13 protein-coding genes are annotated in these 15,685 nt (G+C 65.6%); 9 read left to right on the plus strand and 4 right to left on the minus strand.

Annotated features, from left to right (window positions below; genetic code table 11):
- Nucleotides 1–21 precede the first annotated feature (21 nt).
- Nucleotides 22–1,224: an acyl-CoA dehydrogenase family protein gene (locus ACWEFV_RS12955; protein WP_450070440.1), complete on the minus strand. Its 1,203-nt coding sequence runs from the start codon at nt 1,222–1,224 to the stop codon at nt 22–24.
- A 34-nt stretch (nt 1,225–1,258) separates the two neighbouring features.
- Complete coding sequence (gene gabT, locus ACWEFV_RS12960) at nt 1,259–2,611, minus strand: 4-aminobutyrate--2-oxoglutarate transaminase (RefSeq protein ID WP_450070511.1); 1,353 nt, start codon at nt 2,609–2,611, stop codon at nt 1,259–1,261.
- 183 nt (nt 2,612–2,794) lie between these two features.
- Here gabT and ACWEFV_RS12965 point away from each other — a divergent pair, with 183 nt between their 5' ends.
- Both ACWEFV_RS12965 and ACWEFV_RS12970 read left to right on the plus strand, forming a co-directional pair.
- Nucleotides 2,795–5,941 carry an NAD-glutamate dehydrogenase domain-containing protein gene (locus ACWEFV_RS12965; RefSeq protein WP_450070441.1) on the plus strand — a complete coding sequence of 1,049 codons (3,147 nt, stop codon included), beginning with the start codon at nt 2,795–2,797 and terminating at the stop codon, nt 5,939–5,941.
- A gap of 243 nt (nt 5,942–6,184) precedes the next feature.
- Entirely contained in the window at nt 6,185–6,505 is a 321-nt protein-coding gene (locus ACWEFV_RS12970) for a hypothetical protein (protein ID WP_450070442.1), read from the plus strand.
- A 56-nt stretch (nt 6,506–6,561) separates the two neighbouring features.
- On the opposite strand, the gene ACWEFV_RS12975 is transcribed toward ACWEFV_RS12970, so the two are convergent.
- Nucleotides 6,562–7,311: a cache domain-containing protein gene (locus ACWEFV_RS12975; RefSeq protein WP_450070443.1), complete on the minus strand. Its 750-nt coding sequence runs from the start codon at nt 7,309–7,311 to the stop codon at nt 6,562–6,564.
- Nucleotides 7,312–7,390: 79 nt separating this feature from the next.
- The gene (locus ACWEFV_RS12980; RefSeq protein ID WP_210115486.1) at nt 7,391–8,143 is read right to left on the minus strand and encodes a FadR/GntR family transcriptional regulator; all 753 of its coding nucleotides are present in this window, start codon (nt 8,141–8,143) and stop codon (nt 7,391–7,393) included.
- Between the two features lie 141 nt (nt 8,144–8,284).
- Here ACWEFV_RS12980 and ACWEFV_RS12985 point away from each other — a divergent pair, with 141 nt between their 5' ends.
- Genes ACWEFV_RS12985 through ACWEFV_RS13015 form a run of 7 tightly spaced genes read left to right on the plus strand, consistent with a single transcriptional unit; the run spans nt 8,285 to nt 15,673 of the window.
- Nucleotides 8,285–9,793, plus strand: coding sequence for an APC family permease (locus tag ACWEFV_RS12985; protein WP_450070444.1), 1,509 nt, complete (start codon nt 8,285–8,287; stop codon nt 9,791–9,793).
- Nucleotides 9,794–9,831: 38 nt separating this feature from the next.
- Nucleotides 9,832–11,043, plus strand: coding sequence for a cytochrome P450 (locus tag ACWEFV_RS12990; RefSeq protein WP_450070445.1), 1,212 nt, complete (start codon nt 9,832–9,834; stop codon nt 11,041–11,043).
- A gap of 60 nt (nt 11,044–11,103) precedes the next feature.
- Complete coding sequence (locus tag ACWEFV_RS12995; protein ID WP_450070446.1) at nt 11,104–12,489, plus strand: glutamine synthetase family protein; 1,386 nt, start codon at nt 11,104–11,106, stop codon at nt 12,487–12,489.
- Entirely contained in the window at nt 12,486–13,187 is a 702-nt protein-coding gene (locus ACWEFV_RS13000) for a substrate-binding periplasmic protein (RefSeq protein WP_450070447.1), read from the plus strand. The genes ACWEFV_RS12995 and ACWEFV_RS13000 overlap by 4 nt, the downstream gene beginning before the upstream one ends.
- Nucleotide 13,188: 1 nt before the next feature.
- Nucleotides 13,189–13,905, plus strand: coding sequence for a gamma-glutamyl-gamma-aminobutyrate hydrolase family protein (locus ACWEFV_RS13005; RefSeq protein ID WP_450070448.1), 717 nt, complete (start codon nt 13,189–13,191; stop codon nt 13,903–13,905).
- Entirely contained in the window at nt 13,902–14,717 is an 816-nt protein-coding gene (locus ACWEFV_RS13010; protein ID WP_450070449.1) for a gamma-glutamyl-gamma-aminobutyrate hydrolase family protein, read from the plus strand. The genes ACWEFV_RS13005 and ACWEFV_RS13010 overlap by 4 nt, the downstream gene beginning before the upstream one ends.
- On the plus strand, nt 14,717–15,673 hold the full coding sequence (locus tag ACWEFV_RS13015) for a PDR/VanB family oxidoreductase (RefSeq protein ID WP_135452982.1): 957 nt from the start codon (nt 14,717–14,719) through the stop codon (nt 15,671–15,673). The genes ACWEFV_RS13010 and ACWEFV_RS13015 overlap by 1 nt, the downstream gene beginning before the upstream one ends.
- Nucleotides 15,674–15,685 lie beyond the last annotated feature (12 nt).

Genomic DNA, 15,685 nt, shown 5'->3' on the forward strand with positions numbered 1-15,685 from the left:
CTCCAATCAGGTTGCGGCGGTTCAGCGGAAGGCCGCCTGGCCGGTCAGCGCCTTGCCGATCGACAGCAGGTGCATCTCGGAGGTGCCTTCGTAGGTGAGGACCGATTCGAGGTTGTTGGCGTGGCGCAACGGTGAGTATTCGAGGGTGATTCCGCTGCCGCCCAACAGGGTCCGGCATTCCCGTGCGATGGCCAGTGCTTCGCGGACATTGTTGAGCTTGCCCAGGCTGATCTGCTCGGGACGAACGCCCTCGGCGTCCTTGATGCGGCCCAGCTGGATCGCCAGCAGCATCCCCTTGCCGAGCTCGACGGTCATGTTGGCCAGCTTTTCCTGGGTGAGCTGGTAGCTGGTCAGCGGCTTGTCGAACACCTCGCGTGCACCCGCGTAGTCGATCGCGGTCTCCAGGCTGTCGCGGGCCGCGCCGAGCGAGCCGAACACGATGCCGAACCGGGCCTCGTTGAGGCAGGACAGCGGAGCCGACAGACCCTCGGCCAGCGGCAGTTGTGCCGCGGCCGGCAGCCGCACGTTGTCGAGCACGAGCTCGGAGGTCACCGAGGCCCGCAGAGACAGCTTGCGATGAATTTCGTTGGCGGTGAATCCCGGGGTGTCGGTGGGCACGAGGAAGCCCCGGATGCCGTCATCGGTCTGCGCCCAGACCGTGGCCACGTCGGCGAGGTTGCCGTTGGTGATCCACATCTTGGTGCCGTTGAGCACCCAGTCGGCGTTGTCGCGGCGGGCGCGGGTGCGCATGCCCGCGGGGTTGGAACCGAAGTCGGGCTCGGTCAGACCGAAGCAGCCGATCGCCTCCCCGGCGGCCAGCCGGGGCAGCCATTCATTCTTCTGTTCCTCAGATCCATAGCGGTAGATCGAGAACATCGACAGCGAGCCCTGCACGGAGACGAAACTGCGGAACCCGCTGTCGCCGGCTTCCAGCTCCATACACGCCAGGCCGTAGCTGACCGCGTTGGTGCCGGCGCAGCCGTAACCCTGCAGATGCATGCCCAGCACCCCGAGCTTGCCGAACTCCTTGGCCAGCTCCCGGGGCAGCGTGGCCGATTCGAACCACTCGCCGACATTCGGCCGCAGGCGGGTATCGACAAATTGCCGGACCGTCGCGGCGATGTCGCGTTCGTCGGCATCGAGCAGCCGGTCGGTGTCGAACAACTCCAGCGGCCGGTAGGTGGACTTCTTGGCAGCCGGAGCGGCGGTGGCGGTCAGCGTCATGAGGGAACTCCTAGGCGAGATTCGGTGGGTGAGGTTAAAGCGCGGCAAAGGCGTCGCGTACGACCCCCATTGCCTCGATGAGCAGGTCATCGGAGATCGACAGCGGCGGCAGGAAGCGCAGTACATTGCCGAACGTTCCGGCGGTCAGCGTGAGCACGCCGTTGTCCAGGCAGTGGCGGCTGACCGCGGCCACGGCATCGCGATTGGGGGTGCGGGTGCCGGAAACGACGAGTTCGGCGGCGATCATGGCGCCGCGGCCGCGGATGTCGCCGAGAACGTCTGTCGTGCCCGCGATTCCGCGCAGTTCGCGCACCAGAATGTCGCCGATGGCTTGCGCGCGGTCGAGCAATCGATGGTCCTCGATCTCGTCAAAGACGCCCAGGGCGGCCGCGCAGGCCACCGGATTGCCGCTGTAGGTGCCTCCGATCCCGCCGGGATGCGCGGCGTCCATGACGTCGGCGCGCCCGGTGACCGCCGCCAGCGGCATGCCACCGGCCAGGCCTTTGGCGGTGACGATCATGTCGGGCACCAAACCGTCATGCTCACTGGCGAACCACGTTCCGGTGCGGGCAATTCCGGCCTGCACCTCGTCGGCGACCAACAAGATGCCGCGGTCGCGGCAGAAGTCGGCCACCGCGGGCAGGAACCCCTCGGCGGGAACGATGAATCCGCCTTCGCCCTGGATGGGTTCCACCACGACGCAGGCCACCGCATCGGCGCCGATTTGGGCGTCGATCAGTTGGGCGAACTGGCTGAACGCCTCGGCGGCGCAATTGTCCGGACCGGACGGCCAGCGATACGGGTAGGCCATCGGCGCGCGATACACCTCGGGGGCGAACGGCCCGAAGCTGTGCTTGTAGGGCTGGTTCTTGGCGGTCATGGTCATCGTCAGCAGCGAACGGCCATGGAAGGCGTGGTCGAACACCACGACCGCCGACCTGCCCGTGGCGGCGCGCGCGTACTTGACGGCGTTCTCCACCGCTTCGCTGCCCGTGTTGAACAGTGCGGTGCGCTTCTCGTGCGCTCCGGGGGCGAGTTGGTTGAGCCTTTCGGCGACCTCGATGTACGGCTCGTACGGGGTGGCCAGGAAGCAGGTGTGGGTATAGCGGGCCAGCTGATCGGCGGCGCGCGCGACGACGGCCGGCGCGGCGTTGCCCACGGTGGTGACGGCGATGCCGCTGCCCATGTCGATGAACGAGTTGCCGTCAACGTCGACGATCACCCCGCCGCCGGCGCCGGCCGCGTAGATCGGCGCGCCGCTGGCCAGTCCCGCGGGCAGGGCGCCGGCGCGGCGCGCAGCCAGTTCGCGGGAGCGTGGCCCGGGCACCTCAGTAACCAGTCGGCGTTCCTGGCGCAGTTCCGGACCGCCGACCACCGTGTCGAGCATCGTCATCTCGCTCGTTCCTTCCGTCGATGTGGGCGTCAGCCTATGAATCACCTCGCGCGAGCACCCATCGCCGGCTTGGACAATTTCATGCGGTTGGTTGTCCATATTGGAGATTCCAGATCGCCGGCGGGGTCCTCGACACTGTGAGCCTCGAATAGCGGGACGCCGAATGGAGAGACTGTGATGGGTTGTGACGTCGCCACCGCCGGGCGACTTGATACCGACGCGATCGCCGATGCGCTCAACCGGATGCAGTCGTCGGACATGCCGCCGCGCGAACAGATGCTCTTCGTCGACTCCGGCGTGGCCGGGACAACCCGCGCGGTGGTGGCCTGGGCGGACCCGGCGCCGTTGCTGACCGCGGCCTGCGCACTGTTCGAGCATTTCGGTCTGCAGGTAGCGGCTCAGCATTCGGTCGGTGCCCCCGGTTATCCGTTGACTGTGTCGGTGTTCGATTTCGTTGCCCCGGACAAGTGGCGCGCCAGTACCGAGAGCAAGGTGGCCGACGCGTTCGCTGCGCGCAGCGCCCATGGCTTCCCGATCGATGACTATGCGCGCCTGGTCATTTCGGCGGGCATCACGTGGCGCGAGGTCGTTCTGGTGCGCTCGGCCAGCCGGTTCATGCGCCAAGCGGGGCTGGCCATGTCGGACAGCTACGTCCTCGACACCTTGACGGATCACACCGACTTCGTTGCGACCCTGGTCGACCTGTTCGCGGCACGGTTCGACCCGCAGTTGCGCGATCGGGAATCGCAGGTGGCCGACGTGCAGCGTCGCCTGGAGAGCCTGATCGAGGCGACCACGTCGGTGGACGAGGACCGGATTCTGCGGGCATTCGCCTCGTTCGTGTCAGCGACGTTGCGCACCAACTGGTTTCAGCGTGGCCCCGACGGCCTGCCCAAACGCTACGCCTCGTTTCTGATCGACTCCTCGATGCTCCATCCGCGCGGACCAATCGTTCCGTTCCGAGAGATCTTCGTCGACAGCGAGGACGTCGAAGGGATCCACGCCCGCAGTGGACCGGTCGCGCGTGGCGGGCTTCGACTCTCTGACCGACCTGAGGACTACCGCACCGAAGTCCTTGGGCTGATGAAGACCCAGACCGTGAAGAACTCACCGATCGTGCCGGTCGGCGCCAAGGGCGCATTCGTGCGCAAGAACCCGATGGTCAGCGCCGAACAGTGCTACCGCACCTTCGTCGCCGGCCTGCTCGACCTCACCGACAACCTCCTCGGGGATCGTGTCTGCCCGCCCGAACACACCGTCACCTACGGCGGAAACGACACCTACCTGGTGGTGGCTGCCGACAAGGGCACCGCCCGATTCTCTGATGTCGCCAACGAGCTGGCGGTGAACCGCGGATTCTGGTTGGGAGACGCGTTCGCATCTGGTGGTTCTACGGGATACGACCACAAGAAGATGGGCATCACCGCCCGCGGAGCATGGGTGTCGGTCCGCGCGCACTTCGCCGACCTCGGCCGCGATGCCAACGTCGATCCCATCACCGTCGTAGGTATCGGCGACATGTCAGGTGACGTCTTCGGCAACGGAATGCTGTTGTCGCCCAACCTCAAACTGGTGGCGGCCTTCGATCACCGCCACATCTTCATCGACCCGGATCCCGACCCACGGGCCGGCTACGCCGAGCGATCACGATTGGCCGCTATGCCAGTGAGCAGCTGGGACGACTACGACCGCACCGCCCTGTCCCCGGGCGGTGGGGTCTGGTCGCGCAACGCCAAACGAATCGATCTGCCCGCGTCGGCCCGCGCGGTACTCGACATCACTGCCGAAACCGTCGCCCCCAACGAAGTCATCCGGGCCATCCTCACCGCCGATGCGGATCTGCTGTGGAACGGCGGCATCGGCACCTACGTGAAGTCCGCGCGCGAAAACAACACCGATGCAGCAGATCCGGCGAACGACGCCATCCGCATCAATGCCGACCAGCTGCGGGTGACCGTGATCGGCGAGGGCGGAAACCTCGGGCTGACGCAACGTGCCCGCATTGAATACGCTTTGGCCGGGGGCCGCATCAACGCCGATTTCATCGACAACGCCGCGGGCGTGTCCTCCTCCGACCGCGAGGTCAACCTCAAGGTCGCCCTGCAGTCGGCCCTACGCTCGGAGCGCATCAGCGCTGCCGCGCGCGACGAGTTGTTGGCCGACTGCCAGGACGAGGTCGCCGCAGCGGTCCTCAGCGGCTGCGAGAACCAGGTTCTGGCCATCAGTCTGGCCGAAGCGCAAGCAGCTCAGCTGCTCAACCGCCACGAACGCCTGATCGAGAATCTCGAGCAGGTCTCCGGTATCAGCCGTACCGCCGAAATGCTGCCCACCAGAGCCGAACTCGTCTCACGCACTCGCGCGGGCCGTGGATTGACACGTCCGGAGATCGCGGTGCTGCTGGCTCATTCCAAGAATGTCGTGCGCGACGAACTGCTGGACTCCGCGGTACCCGACGACCCGATCTTCTCCACCGCCTTGCGCGACTACTTCCCCACACCGTTCCGCATCAACCTCGACTCCGACATCGCTTGCCATCGGCTTGCCCGGGAGATCGTGGCCACCCAAATCGCCGACGACCTGATCAACCACGTCGGTCCCGGCCTGATCTATCAACTCGACGAACGCCTCGGGGTACCCACACCGACGGTTGCAGCGGCCTACACCGTGGTGCGGCATCTCTTCCGGGTCGATGAGATGTGGCGCGAGGCGCTGGAACAGACCGCCGGCGGCCCGGCACAGCGCAGGGTGGCGCTTCACTCGGTGCAGCACTTCATCGAGCACACCGCGGGACGCTTGCTGCGCCGCCACCGCGGGAACCTCGACATCGGCACCACCATCGCGCACTACCGGCGACATGTCGACACCCTGTACCACCACCGCCATGACTTCGGCGACCGTTGGCCGCGGCTGCGCCCGGACTCATTAGACCTCAGCCGAACCGCCACCAGAATGGGTGTCGATATCACCGTGGTGGCCGGCGTGTTCCTGGCGATCGATGACCAACTCGACCTGGACTGGATCGAACGCGGACTGCGGGCGCACACCACGTCGACCTGGTGGGACGCCATGGGTACCAGCGCTATCCGCGACCAGTTCGCCGATACCCATCATCAGCTGACGGCCGCGGTGCTGAGTCTGGCCGCCGACCCCGAGGAAGCCCTGCGTGCGTGGCGGAACGGCGCGGCGACGGCGCTGGCGCTGGCGCGATTCGACCAGATGCGGGCCGAACTGGGCCGCGACAGCGTCATCGACGTTGCCCGCGGGGCCAGTGTCCTAGCCGAACTCGCGCTACTCCTTCGCCACACCGACTGCCTGGTCCGCTGAGCCGGCGCAACCGGTCAGCCGGCCAGTTACGAGGCCGTGTTCCTGAACTCATGCGACTCTCGACGGGGTCTCGCGTGGCCAGACCCGTCGTTCGGGTCGCTCCGCTCGAGACGGCGGGCTGCGAGCGTGCGTTATGGACCGTGAGGTTGCATTCGGTTGTTTAGGAGTGGCCCGCGGCGCGGCGACGCCATGGCAAGACTTTGCGGGCCCGAGTCGAGCCGACGAGTCGCTACTGTGTCTGGGATGAACGATGAACTGGCGACTGATCGCATCGACCGTTGCCGGCAGGCGATTCGTGACGTCTACGGAACGTCGAGCGATGAGGTCGGGGCCACGCTATTCGTGAGCCACCACCTCGAGGAACTCAGCGAGAACTACTGGCTTGCGGAGTTCGGATCCTGCGCCCCCTCGCCGGAAGCAATCATCGACGGGCTGGTTGCCACGTATCGTTCAGGTGGGTCAGGGTACTCAGTCGACTTCACTCTCCCGGAGAAGGCGACCAACTACGTGGTCTGCGTCGAAGTCGACGACAGGAATGTCGTCTCGGTGTCTATGGAGAGCTAATCCTGCTTGGCAGGCCGCCGTCGAGCCAGTGCCCGCGCCCTCTTTAGCAGAACGGCCTAGTAGCCGCTCAGCGACACCAATGACCATGGTGTCGCCGAAACCGGCAGTGCCGTAGGCGAACTCGGGTCCTCGAGCTTGGATCCAGCGACGTGCTCGGCGTCGTTGGCGACAATCACGCGCCCCTCGGAGTTGGTGAGCGCCACGGGCGTGCGATGCGCGGCGAACGTCGGCAACAGTGCGGCGTCCAGTCGGGCCACCGGCACATCGGCCCCTGCCACGCCGATGAATTCCCCACGCTCGGAGGTCACCGGGACGGCGAACGTACACACGTACAGATCGACGCCGGTGTAGTCCAGGTACGGCCCGTACACCCACCGGGTGCCGCGATCGCGGGGCACGGAATACCACTCCATCGTGGAGTAGTCGTAGAAGTACTCGCTGCCCGGATTGAGATCCAGTTCGAGGCGTTGTGCCTCTCCGCCGGTTTTGGGATTTGGCTGCCACCACTCGAGGTACCGAGGGACGTCGGCCAACGCGCTGTCTGCGACGACGAATCCGACCCCGTTCACCAAATGTGCTTGCCGATGCAATTCGGCGATCACCGGGTCGCGGAGCGCCGCGAGGTCAGTCGAGGTCGGCCTGGCACCCGAGTCTTCGATGCGGTCCCACAGTGCACGGGTTGCGACTGCGACCGTGCTCAGCGAGGCGAAGATGTCCTCGACGAGTGAGGTCACCGCCACGGACACCAACTCGAGCGCCGCATCGCCGTTCTCGGCGCGAAACGACCCGTCCGTTCCGTTCGCCATCATCTCGAATGCCCTTCCGTCTGTATCGGCGTCAGCCTCGGCACCGGCGCCCGGCAGGATGCCGGATCGATCTGCGGACTCATGCTCTGGCGAGCTCCATCCGCAGGCCGATGAGCCGTCGGATGGTCAGCGCGCCGTACTCCTCTGCCAATGATCGCGCGGCGGCCTCATCCCCGGCCTCGATCGCGTCGACGAGACGGTGATGCGTGGCCGCCTCAACCGCGGGGTCCAACCCCAGCCGCGGCAACCAGACCATCGCCGCCAGCTCAGCCTGAATGTTCACCTCCGTGCGGGTGAGGCGAGCGGACTGCGAACACACCGCGATCTCGATCTGGAAGCGACTGTCGGCACGACGGCTGGAGATCGCGTCCTCGCTGTTCGCCAGGCGATCGGCCAGCGTCCGAAGGCGGGCGATATCGGCTGCGACGGCACGGCGCGTCGCGAGAACCGCAGTGGCACCGGCGACCGCGAAGTGCTCGTCCCCGAGATCACGCAACCCCTCGACGGTCAGCTCCTGCAGCAGTGCCAATGATCGAGTGTGCACGTCTTCAGCTGAGGCACGCACGAAGCTTCCGCCGCCGCGACCTCGCTTCGTCACAACCAGCCCTTGCTCCCGCAAGATGGCCAGCGCTTCCCGCAAAGTCATGGTCGATACGCCCAGTTGGGTGGCCAGATCGATCTCGCTCGGAAGTTGTTCTCCGTCCGAGATCACCCCGAGGCCGATCGCGGCAGAGATCCGCGCCACCACGGCATCCGTGCGTGGGCCACCGCCCGCCAGCGGCGACAACACAGCCCCCACCGCGGTCAGGCCGCGCAACTGTTCGACCGCCACTGTTCCTCCTGCCAGGGCAATTTCGACGATAGTACGCGATAAGTCTTGAACTATGAACTATGATCCTTTATGTTTTAATTCTATGGCTTGCCTCACAGCCCGCCCCTGAACATGGCCCCTGACACAGAAAGCCGGCCGCCTATGTCGACATCTCCCGACCCGCACGACGAGGACCACGCGCAACTCGCCGCGCTCGGCTTCCAGTCCGAGTTCAAGCGAGACATGAGCCTTTGGGCCAACTTCTCGCTCGGCTTCACCTATCTCTCGCCGGTCGTCGGCATCTACACCGTCTTCGCATTCGCGCTCGCCGCGGCCGGCCCGCCGATGATCTGGAGTCTGTTGATCGCCGGCGTCGGCCAGCTGCTGGTCGCGCTGGTGTTCAGCGAGATCGTCGCCCAATTCCCGGTCGCCGGCGGCGTGTACCCGTGGGCCCGCAGACTGTGGGGCCGCAAATGGGCATGGATGACCGGGTGGGTGTACATCTTCGCGCTGCTGGCCACCATCGCCGGCGTGGCCTACGGCGCTGGCCCGTTCGTGGCGACCGTTTTCGGTTTCACCTCAACGGTTTACACCACCGTCGTATGCGCACTGATCGTGCTGCTGCTGGCCACGGTCATCAATCTCACCGGCACCAAGATGCTGAGCTACTTCGCGATCTTCGGCTTCACCGCCGAGCTGATCGGCGCGCTGATCGTCGGCGGGTGGCTGTTGCTCACGCAACGCCACCACGGGTTGGGCGTGCTGTTCGACAGCTTCGGAGCACAGGGCGAGCACAGCTTCCTCTACGCGTTTCTCGCGGCCAGCCTGATCGGCGTCTTCCAGTACTACGGATTCGAGGCCTGCGGTGACGTCGCCGAGGAGGTCCGCAACCCCGGAGTGCAGATCCCGAAGTCGATGCGACGAACGATCTACATCGGCGGCGCCGCAGCCACTTTCGTCTGCCTCAGCCTGGTTCTGTCGGTCGTGGACATCGGCGCCGTGATCCGCGGCGAGGACGTCGATCCGATCTCGACCGTGCTGGCCACGGCCTTCGGCCCGGTCGGATCCAAGATCGTGCTCTGCATCGTGCTGATTTCGTTCGTGTCCTGCGCCCTGAGCCTGCAGGCCGCAGCCAGCCGACTGCTCTACTCGTACGGCCGTGACGGCATGATCGTCGGCTCCAAGCTGTGGGCCCGGTTCGACAAGAAACGCCACGTGCCCCCGTATGCGTTGCTCGCCGCGGCGGTCGTCCCCGCTGCACTCATCATCGGATCGATCGTCTCCACCGACGCGCTGACCAAGCTCATCAGCTTCGGTTCGGTCGGCATCTACATCGCTTTCCAGATGGTCGTGTTCGCCGCCTTGCGGGCACGCATCAAAGGATGGAACCCGAGTGGGAAGTACCGCCTCGGCCGATGGGGAATGCTGGTCAACGTTGGCGCCCTGGTCTACGGAGTGGCAGCCATCATCAACATCTGTTGGCCCCGGACGCCCGAAGCGCCCTGGTACGACAACTACATCGTGCTGCTGATGTCAGGCATCGTCATCGGGCTGGGTCTGCTCTACATGGCCATCGTCCGCTCCCATTCCAACGGCAACACGCCGCACGCCGATGCGATCCCGGGGCCGGCTACCTCACCGGATAAACCCGTTGTGGCGCAGCCTGTTTAGCCGACCAGCCAGATTACGATCTCCAAAGGAGAGTCACCATGACTCCGAACACCATCACCGCCAACACTGGCACCGAGGCCCCGCGCCTGAACGTGACCGATCCCTCGTTCTCGATCACCTCGGCCGTGGTCCACGAGGCCCGGGAAGCCAGCTGGTTCGCCCATACCGAGTACGGGATCGCCGTCCTGCGTTACGACGAGGTCAGCGAGCTCATGCACCATCCGAGCCTGCGTCAGGGCAGTGTGCACTGGCCGGCCCACAACGGGGTGACAGACGGCCCGTTCCTGGACTGGTGGAACAGCTGGATCCTGAACAAAGAAGGCCAAGAGCACCGACGGCTGCGTACCCTGCTCAACCCGGCGTTCTCCAAGCGGCTGATCAAAGGCCTCGTACCCCGGTTCCAGGCGCTGGCAAGCGAACTCATCGACGCCTTCGCCGACAAGGGTGAGTGCGAGTTCATCGCCGAGTTCGCCGACCCATATGCCGCTCGCGTCATCGCCATCATGCTGGGCCTGCCCGAATCCGAGTGGCGGACCATCGCCCGGGAGTCCGCCACCATCGGACTGGCGATGGGCATCACCTTCAAACAGGAGCTGCCGCGGATCGAGGCCGCCCTGGCCACGCTTTTCGAGTACGCCGACGCCGCGATCGCCGACCGTGAGGCCAACCCTCGCGATGATTTCACGACGACCCTCGTGCAGGCGAAGAACGACGGCGGACTGTCCGCCGACGAACTGCGCGATGCCATCGTCCTGATGATCTTCGGCGGCTATGACACCACCCGCAACCAACTGGGCCTGGCGATGCAGAGCTTCATCGACAACCCCGCACAGTGGGATCTACTCGCGGAGAACCCGGCCCTGGGCGGCAAGGCGGTCGAGGAGGTGATGCGGACCAACCCGACGGTCCGCTGGGTCACCCGCGAGGCGACCGAGGACTTCGAACACAAGGGACTGGCCATCAGCGCCGGAACCACCATCCACCTGTTCAGCGAGTCCTCCGGTACCGATCCACGGGCGTTCGGGCAACCCAGCTTCGACATCGCCGCCGAACGCAAGCCGCACTTCGGTTTCGGTGGTGGAGCGCACCACTGCCTGGGCCACTTCGTCGCCCGGGCCGACATGTCCGAGGCGCTACCTCTGCTGGCCCGCCGGCTTCGGGACCCGAAGATGCTCGACGGCGCCGAGTGGATGCCCGACTCGGGCAACACCGGCGCGAACAAGCTTCCGATCAGCTTCACCCCGGCCTGAGCAGGCCATCCACCCCACCAACTACTCACCCACCAAACTCATCCCGAAAGGTCCGCGTCCATGAGCACATCAGCGCTCGACCAACACCGTGACGCCAATTCCACACCCGGAGCCCTCGATGCCGCGCTCGCGGCGATCGAGGAATACGGTGTGGAGTTCGTCTACTTCCAGGCGGTGACGATCACCGCAAGAGTCGTCGGAAAAGTCGTTCCCGCAGACCAATTCGCGCGGTTGGCGACCCGTGGCGTCATGCAGCACCGCACCGCCATCGCCAACCTGCAGACGACCCGTGAGGGTGCACTGCTCGGCGGCGGCGTGGGAGCACCCGAGTACTGCGCGGTGCCCGACCTCGACACCTTCTCGGTGCTGCCCTGGGACCACAAGACCGCGCGCGTCTTCTGCAGTCTCTACGAACCCGACCACGTTATGGTCGATCCCGGCGCTCCCCTTCCGACCGACACGCGCGGCCTGATGAAACGACTGCACGCCGCGTTCAACGATCGCACCGGACTGGAGCTGCGCACCGGGACCGAGCCCGAGATGACCTGGGAGGGGCCGGGTTTCATCACCACATCGCGCCCCGACTCAAGTCCCGCCTACCACATCGAGCACCTCGAGCGATATCGCGCGATCTACCAGAAGGTGATCGCCTACGCGAAGTTCATGGGCTTCCAGATGGTCGAAGGTGACTTCGAAGACGCCGGCCAGGTCGAGCTGAACTGGATGTATGACCACAGCGACGCAACGGCCGACCGGCTGATGACCTACCGGCAAATCTGTAAGCAGGTCGCCCGGGAACTCGGCATCGAGGCGAGCTTCATGCCCAAACCCGGCCAGGGATACATGGGCAACGGTTGTCACCACAACTTCAGCCTGTGGCGCGGTGACGACAACATCCTGGCCGAGGACGGCCGCCATGACCTGCATCTGACCGAAGAAGGGCAATACGCCCTGGGCGGACTGCTCACCCACACCCCTGGCGCCATGCTGATCATGGGCTCGACAGTCAACTCCTACAAGCGCTACTGGGACGCAGGCCAATTCGCTCCGTCGAAGATCAACTGGGGCCTCGACAACAAGACCTGCACGGTGCGCCTGTCGGCGAACGGCCGGCTCGAATACAAGCTCCCCGACGCCGCCTGCAACCCATATCTGACCCACGCGGCGATGCTGGTCTCCATCGACGACGGCCTGAAGAACCAGATAAGCCCCGGCGCGCCCACCGTCGGCTCGAGTTACGAGTCCACGGAAGCCGAACTGTTCGGGGAGCTGCCGCTCACCCTCGGTGATGCACTGGCGGCGTTCAAGGCCGACGACTACCTGATCAATGCGTTGGGTGCCCCGCTGGGAAACCTGCTGCTGGAGTACAAGACCGACGAGTGGGCACGCTTCAACAGCTCGATCACCGACTGGGAACGCACGATGTACTGGGAGGACACCCCGTGACCGAGCCGCTGAGACTCGCCTGCATCGACGCCGACGCACCACCGCTGTTCGGGCTCGCGTCGTCCCCCGGCGGCCGGGCCGGATACGAGCCGGCCGTCGCCGAACTCCTTGCGGCCGAACTGGACCGGGAACTCGAGTGGGTCATCATGGCCTGGGGCGACATGCTGCCCGCCGCCCGCGACCATCGGGTGGACGGCGTCCTGTGCGGCCAGGGCATCATTCCCGCCCGCCTGGAGCAGACCGATTTCACCCGGCCGTACGGGATCTTCCACGAAGGCATCCTGATGCGCCGCGGCGAGGCTGTTCTCGACCCGGCGGGCCTGACCGGCAAACGGATCGCCGCCATCCGCGCATCAGCGAACTACAACCTGGCCTCTTCGTTCACCGGTGCTGAGGTGATCGAGTTCGAATCGGAGCACGTTTACGAGGACATGCTCGCCGCTTTGCGCTCGGGCGAGGTCGACGGCGTCTGTGACGACGACGTCGTGTTCGTTCCGCTCGGCGACTCCGACCCGGACTTCGAGCTCGCGTTCGTCGTCAAGACCAACAACCCGTGGGGTATCGCGGTCGCCAAGGACCGTCCCGAAACCCTTGCGGCCCTTGATGGTGCACTGGCGCGGATCATCGCCGACGGACGGCTGCGGTCCGCGTGGGAGCAGTGGCTGCCGACGCTGGAATACCCCTTCGAGGTGAGCTGACATGCGACCGCTGATAGCCGTACCCGGCAGGCGCGCCGCCAGGGTGCCGATCCTGCGCTTCTCCGCGACACTGGCCGCCGAGGCCATCTGCGAGGCCGTGTGGGCCGGGGGCGGCGAACCTGTTGTCCTGCATGGTCCCGATGACTATCCAGCCGATGAGCTGGCCGACCGGCTCACCCGGTTCGACGGCATCTGCATGCCGGGAGGCGCCGATATGGACCCGCGGCACTATGGCCAGGAGCCCGCAGCCGAGACCGAGGATCCGGTCGCCCACCAGGATGCGTTCGACATGGCGGTGATGTCCTGTGCCGTCGAATCCGGCATCCCGACCCTCGCGATCTGCCGCGGCCTGCAAATCCTCAACGTGATCCAGGGGGGCGATCTGGTCCAGCATCTGCCGTCGAGCAACGTCGCACACCGCAACGGCGTACACGGTGTGGAGGTGCTCGAGGACAGCCGACTCTTCGAAGTCGTGGGCTCGACGCGGATCCCGGTGTCGTCGTATCACCACCAGGCGGTCGGTGTGATCGGTGCGGACCTGCGGGTCGTCGGAACCGCCGACGACGGCTGCGTCGAAGCTCTCGAACACACTGCCGGGACGCTGCTGGCCGTGCAATGGCATCCCGAGGATCTCCACGCATCCTCGTCCAGCGACGCGGCCCTCTTCGCCGACCTTTCCGAACGAGCCGCCAAGTCCAGAGTGGAGGCCCTTGTATGAACAACCCCGTCATCCTGCGCACAGAAGTCGAACCATCCAACGCGCGGAGCCGCGAGCCAGGACGGCCGCACATTGCGGTGTTGCTGTCACTCAACTTCCCCGATCTCACCGAGCCGGTCGCGGCACTGCAACGGCGCTTCACCCGCACCGCGCTGACCGCGCTCGCGGACCTCGACGCCAGCTTTGAGCTGGTGGACACCTCCGACCCCGGTGCCGTCGATGTGGTTGTCGATGCCGACGGTCTGCTGGTACTCGGCGGCGGCGACATCGCGGCGGTCTGCTACGGCGGACCGGACGGGCCGGTGCCGAACTCCTACGGTGTCGACGAGCAGGCGGACCGCGTCAGCCTGAGGATGATCCGGGCCTACATCGACGCCAACCGGCCGGTGCTGGGCATCTGTCGCGGTTCGCAGCTGATCAACGTCTGCTACGGCGGCACGATCATCGCTGACATCACCGACTATCAGCTCCATCGCGGCGGGCCGGGCGAACCGATATTCATCGACGAAAAGATCGAGGTGGCACCCGAGACCCGGCTGGCTGCGATCCTCGGCGCGGGGCCACTCGTCGTGCGGTCGGGTCACCACCAGGCCGTCGATCACGTGGCGGATGAGCTCGTCGCCGCTGCCCGAGCCCTCGACGGCATCGTCGAAAGCGTGGAACATCCGACGGACTGGGTGCTGGGCGTGCAATTCCACCCGGAGGACGACGACGGGCCCCTGGACCCGCTGTACAAGCTGTTCGCCGAATTCCTTGCGGCCGGCGTTCAGCCTTCAACACCCACCAACCAGCCTGGCCTGGGAGCCCAATGATGGAAAACACCATCGTTGTCCGCATCGCCGAGATCCAGGTGGAGACACCGGAGATCCGGGGTCTCCGGCTGGAGCAGCTCGACGGCTCCCCCTTCGGCGAGTGGCGTTCCGGCGCCCACATCGACGTGACCGGCCCCACTGGGGTGCTTCGCCAGTACTCGCTGGCCGGCTCGCCCAAAGACGATTCGTCGATGTGGGTCGCAGTGAAAAAGGAAGGGCCCAACGGCAGTTCAGCCGCGATACACGAACTAAAGGTCGGCGACCACCTGAAGATCAGCAAGCCGCGAAACATGCTCGGTATCGTCCCAGCGGCCGCCAAGCACATTCTGATCGCCGGCGGTATCGGTCTCACGCCGTTGATGAGCATGGCATTCGAGCTGTACAGCTGGGGCGCCGATTTCGAGCTGCACTATTTCGCGCGTTCACGGGAGGAGATGGCATTCGACGACTTCCTCACGGAACGAGTCGAATACCGCGACTTCGTCACCCTGCACGTCGGCGTGCCGCGCACGGAGCACCTCGCGCTGTTCGAGCAGATGGCGGCGAAAATCTCGGCCGACACACACGTATACACCTGTGGTCCAGAAGGATTCATGAACCAAGTGGTTGCCGCATTCACACCCGCCGTCGGCGCGGACCATATCCACCTCGAGGCGTTCACACCGAAGGAAGTCGACACATCCGGCGACACGGCGTTCACCGTCGAGCTGGCCAGTGGCGAGGTGTTCGAGATCCCGGCCGACCGCTCGATTCTCGACGTGCTCGAGGAAGCCGGTTGCGACGTGTTCAGATCGTGTGGGGAAGGCATCTGCGGTTCCTGCGTCTCCGGTGTCGTCGAGGGCATTCCGGATCACCGCGACAACTGCCTGTCGGCAACGGTCAAGGCCAACAACGAGGAAATGGCGCTCTGCGTATCCCGCTCTCTCAGCGACAAACTCGTCATCGAACTGTACTGATCACACCAGGAC

The sequence above is a fragment of the Mycobacterium sp. NPDC004974 genome, from assembly GCF_053600815.1.

Excerpts from the sequence above, each read along its gene's own strand:
- ACWEFV_RS12955 (WP_450070440.1), bottom strand. The coding sequence starts at position 1,224 with ATGACGCTGACCGCCACCGCCGCTCCGGCTGCCAAGAAGTCCACCTAC.
- gabT (WP_450070511.1), bottom strand. The coding sequence starts at position 2,611 with ATGCTCGACACGGTGGTCGGCGGTCCGGAACTGCGCCAGGAACGCCGA.
- ACWEFV_RS12965 (WP_450070441.1), top strand. The coding sequence starts at position 2,795 with ATGGGTTGTGACGTCGCCACCGCCGGGCGACTTGATACCGACGCGATC.
- ACWEFV_RS12970 (WP_450070442.1), top strand. The coding sequence starts at position 6,185 with ATGAACGATGAACTGGCGACTGATCGCATCGACCGTTGCCGGCAGGCG.
- ACWEFV_RS12975 (WP_450070443.1), bottom strand. The coding sequence starts at position 7,311 with ATGGCGAACGGAACGGACGGGTCGTTTCGCGCCGAGAACGGCGATGCG.
- ACWEFV_RS12985 (WP_450070444.1), top strand. The coding sequence starts at position 8,285 with ATGTCGACATCTCCCGACCCGCACGACGAGGACCACGCGCAACTCGCC.
- ACWEFV_RS12990 (WP_450070445.1), top strand. The coding sequence starts at position 9,832 with ATGACTCCGAACACCATCACCGCCAACACTGGCACCGAGGCCCCGCGC.
- ACWEFV_RS12995 (WP_450070446.1), top strand. The coding sequence starts at position 11,104 with ATGAGCACATCAGCGCTCGACCAACACCGTGACGCCAATTCCACACCC.
- ACWEFV_RS13005 (WP_450070448.1), top strand. The coding sequence starts at position 13,189 with ATGCGACCGCTGATAGCCGTACCCGGCAGGCGCGCCGCCAGGGTGCCG.
- ACWEFV_RS13010 (WP_450070449.1), top strand. The coding sequence starts at position 13,902 with ATGAACAACCCCGTCATCCTGCGCACAGAAGTCGAACCATCCAACGCG.
- ACWEFV_RS13015 (WP_135452982.1), top strand. The coding sequence starts at position 14,717 with ATGGAAAACACCATCGTTGTCCGCATCGCCGAGATCCAGGTGGAGACA.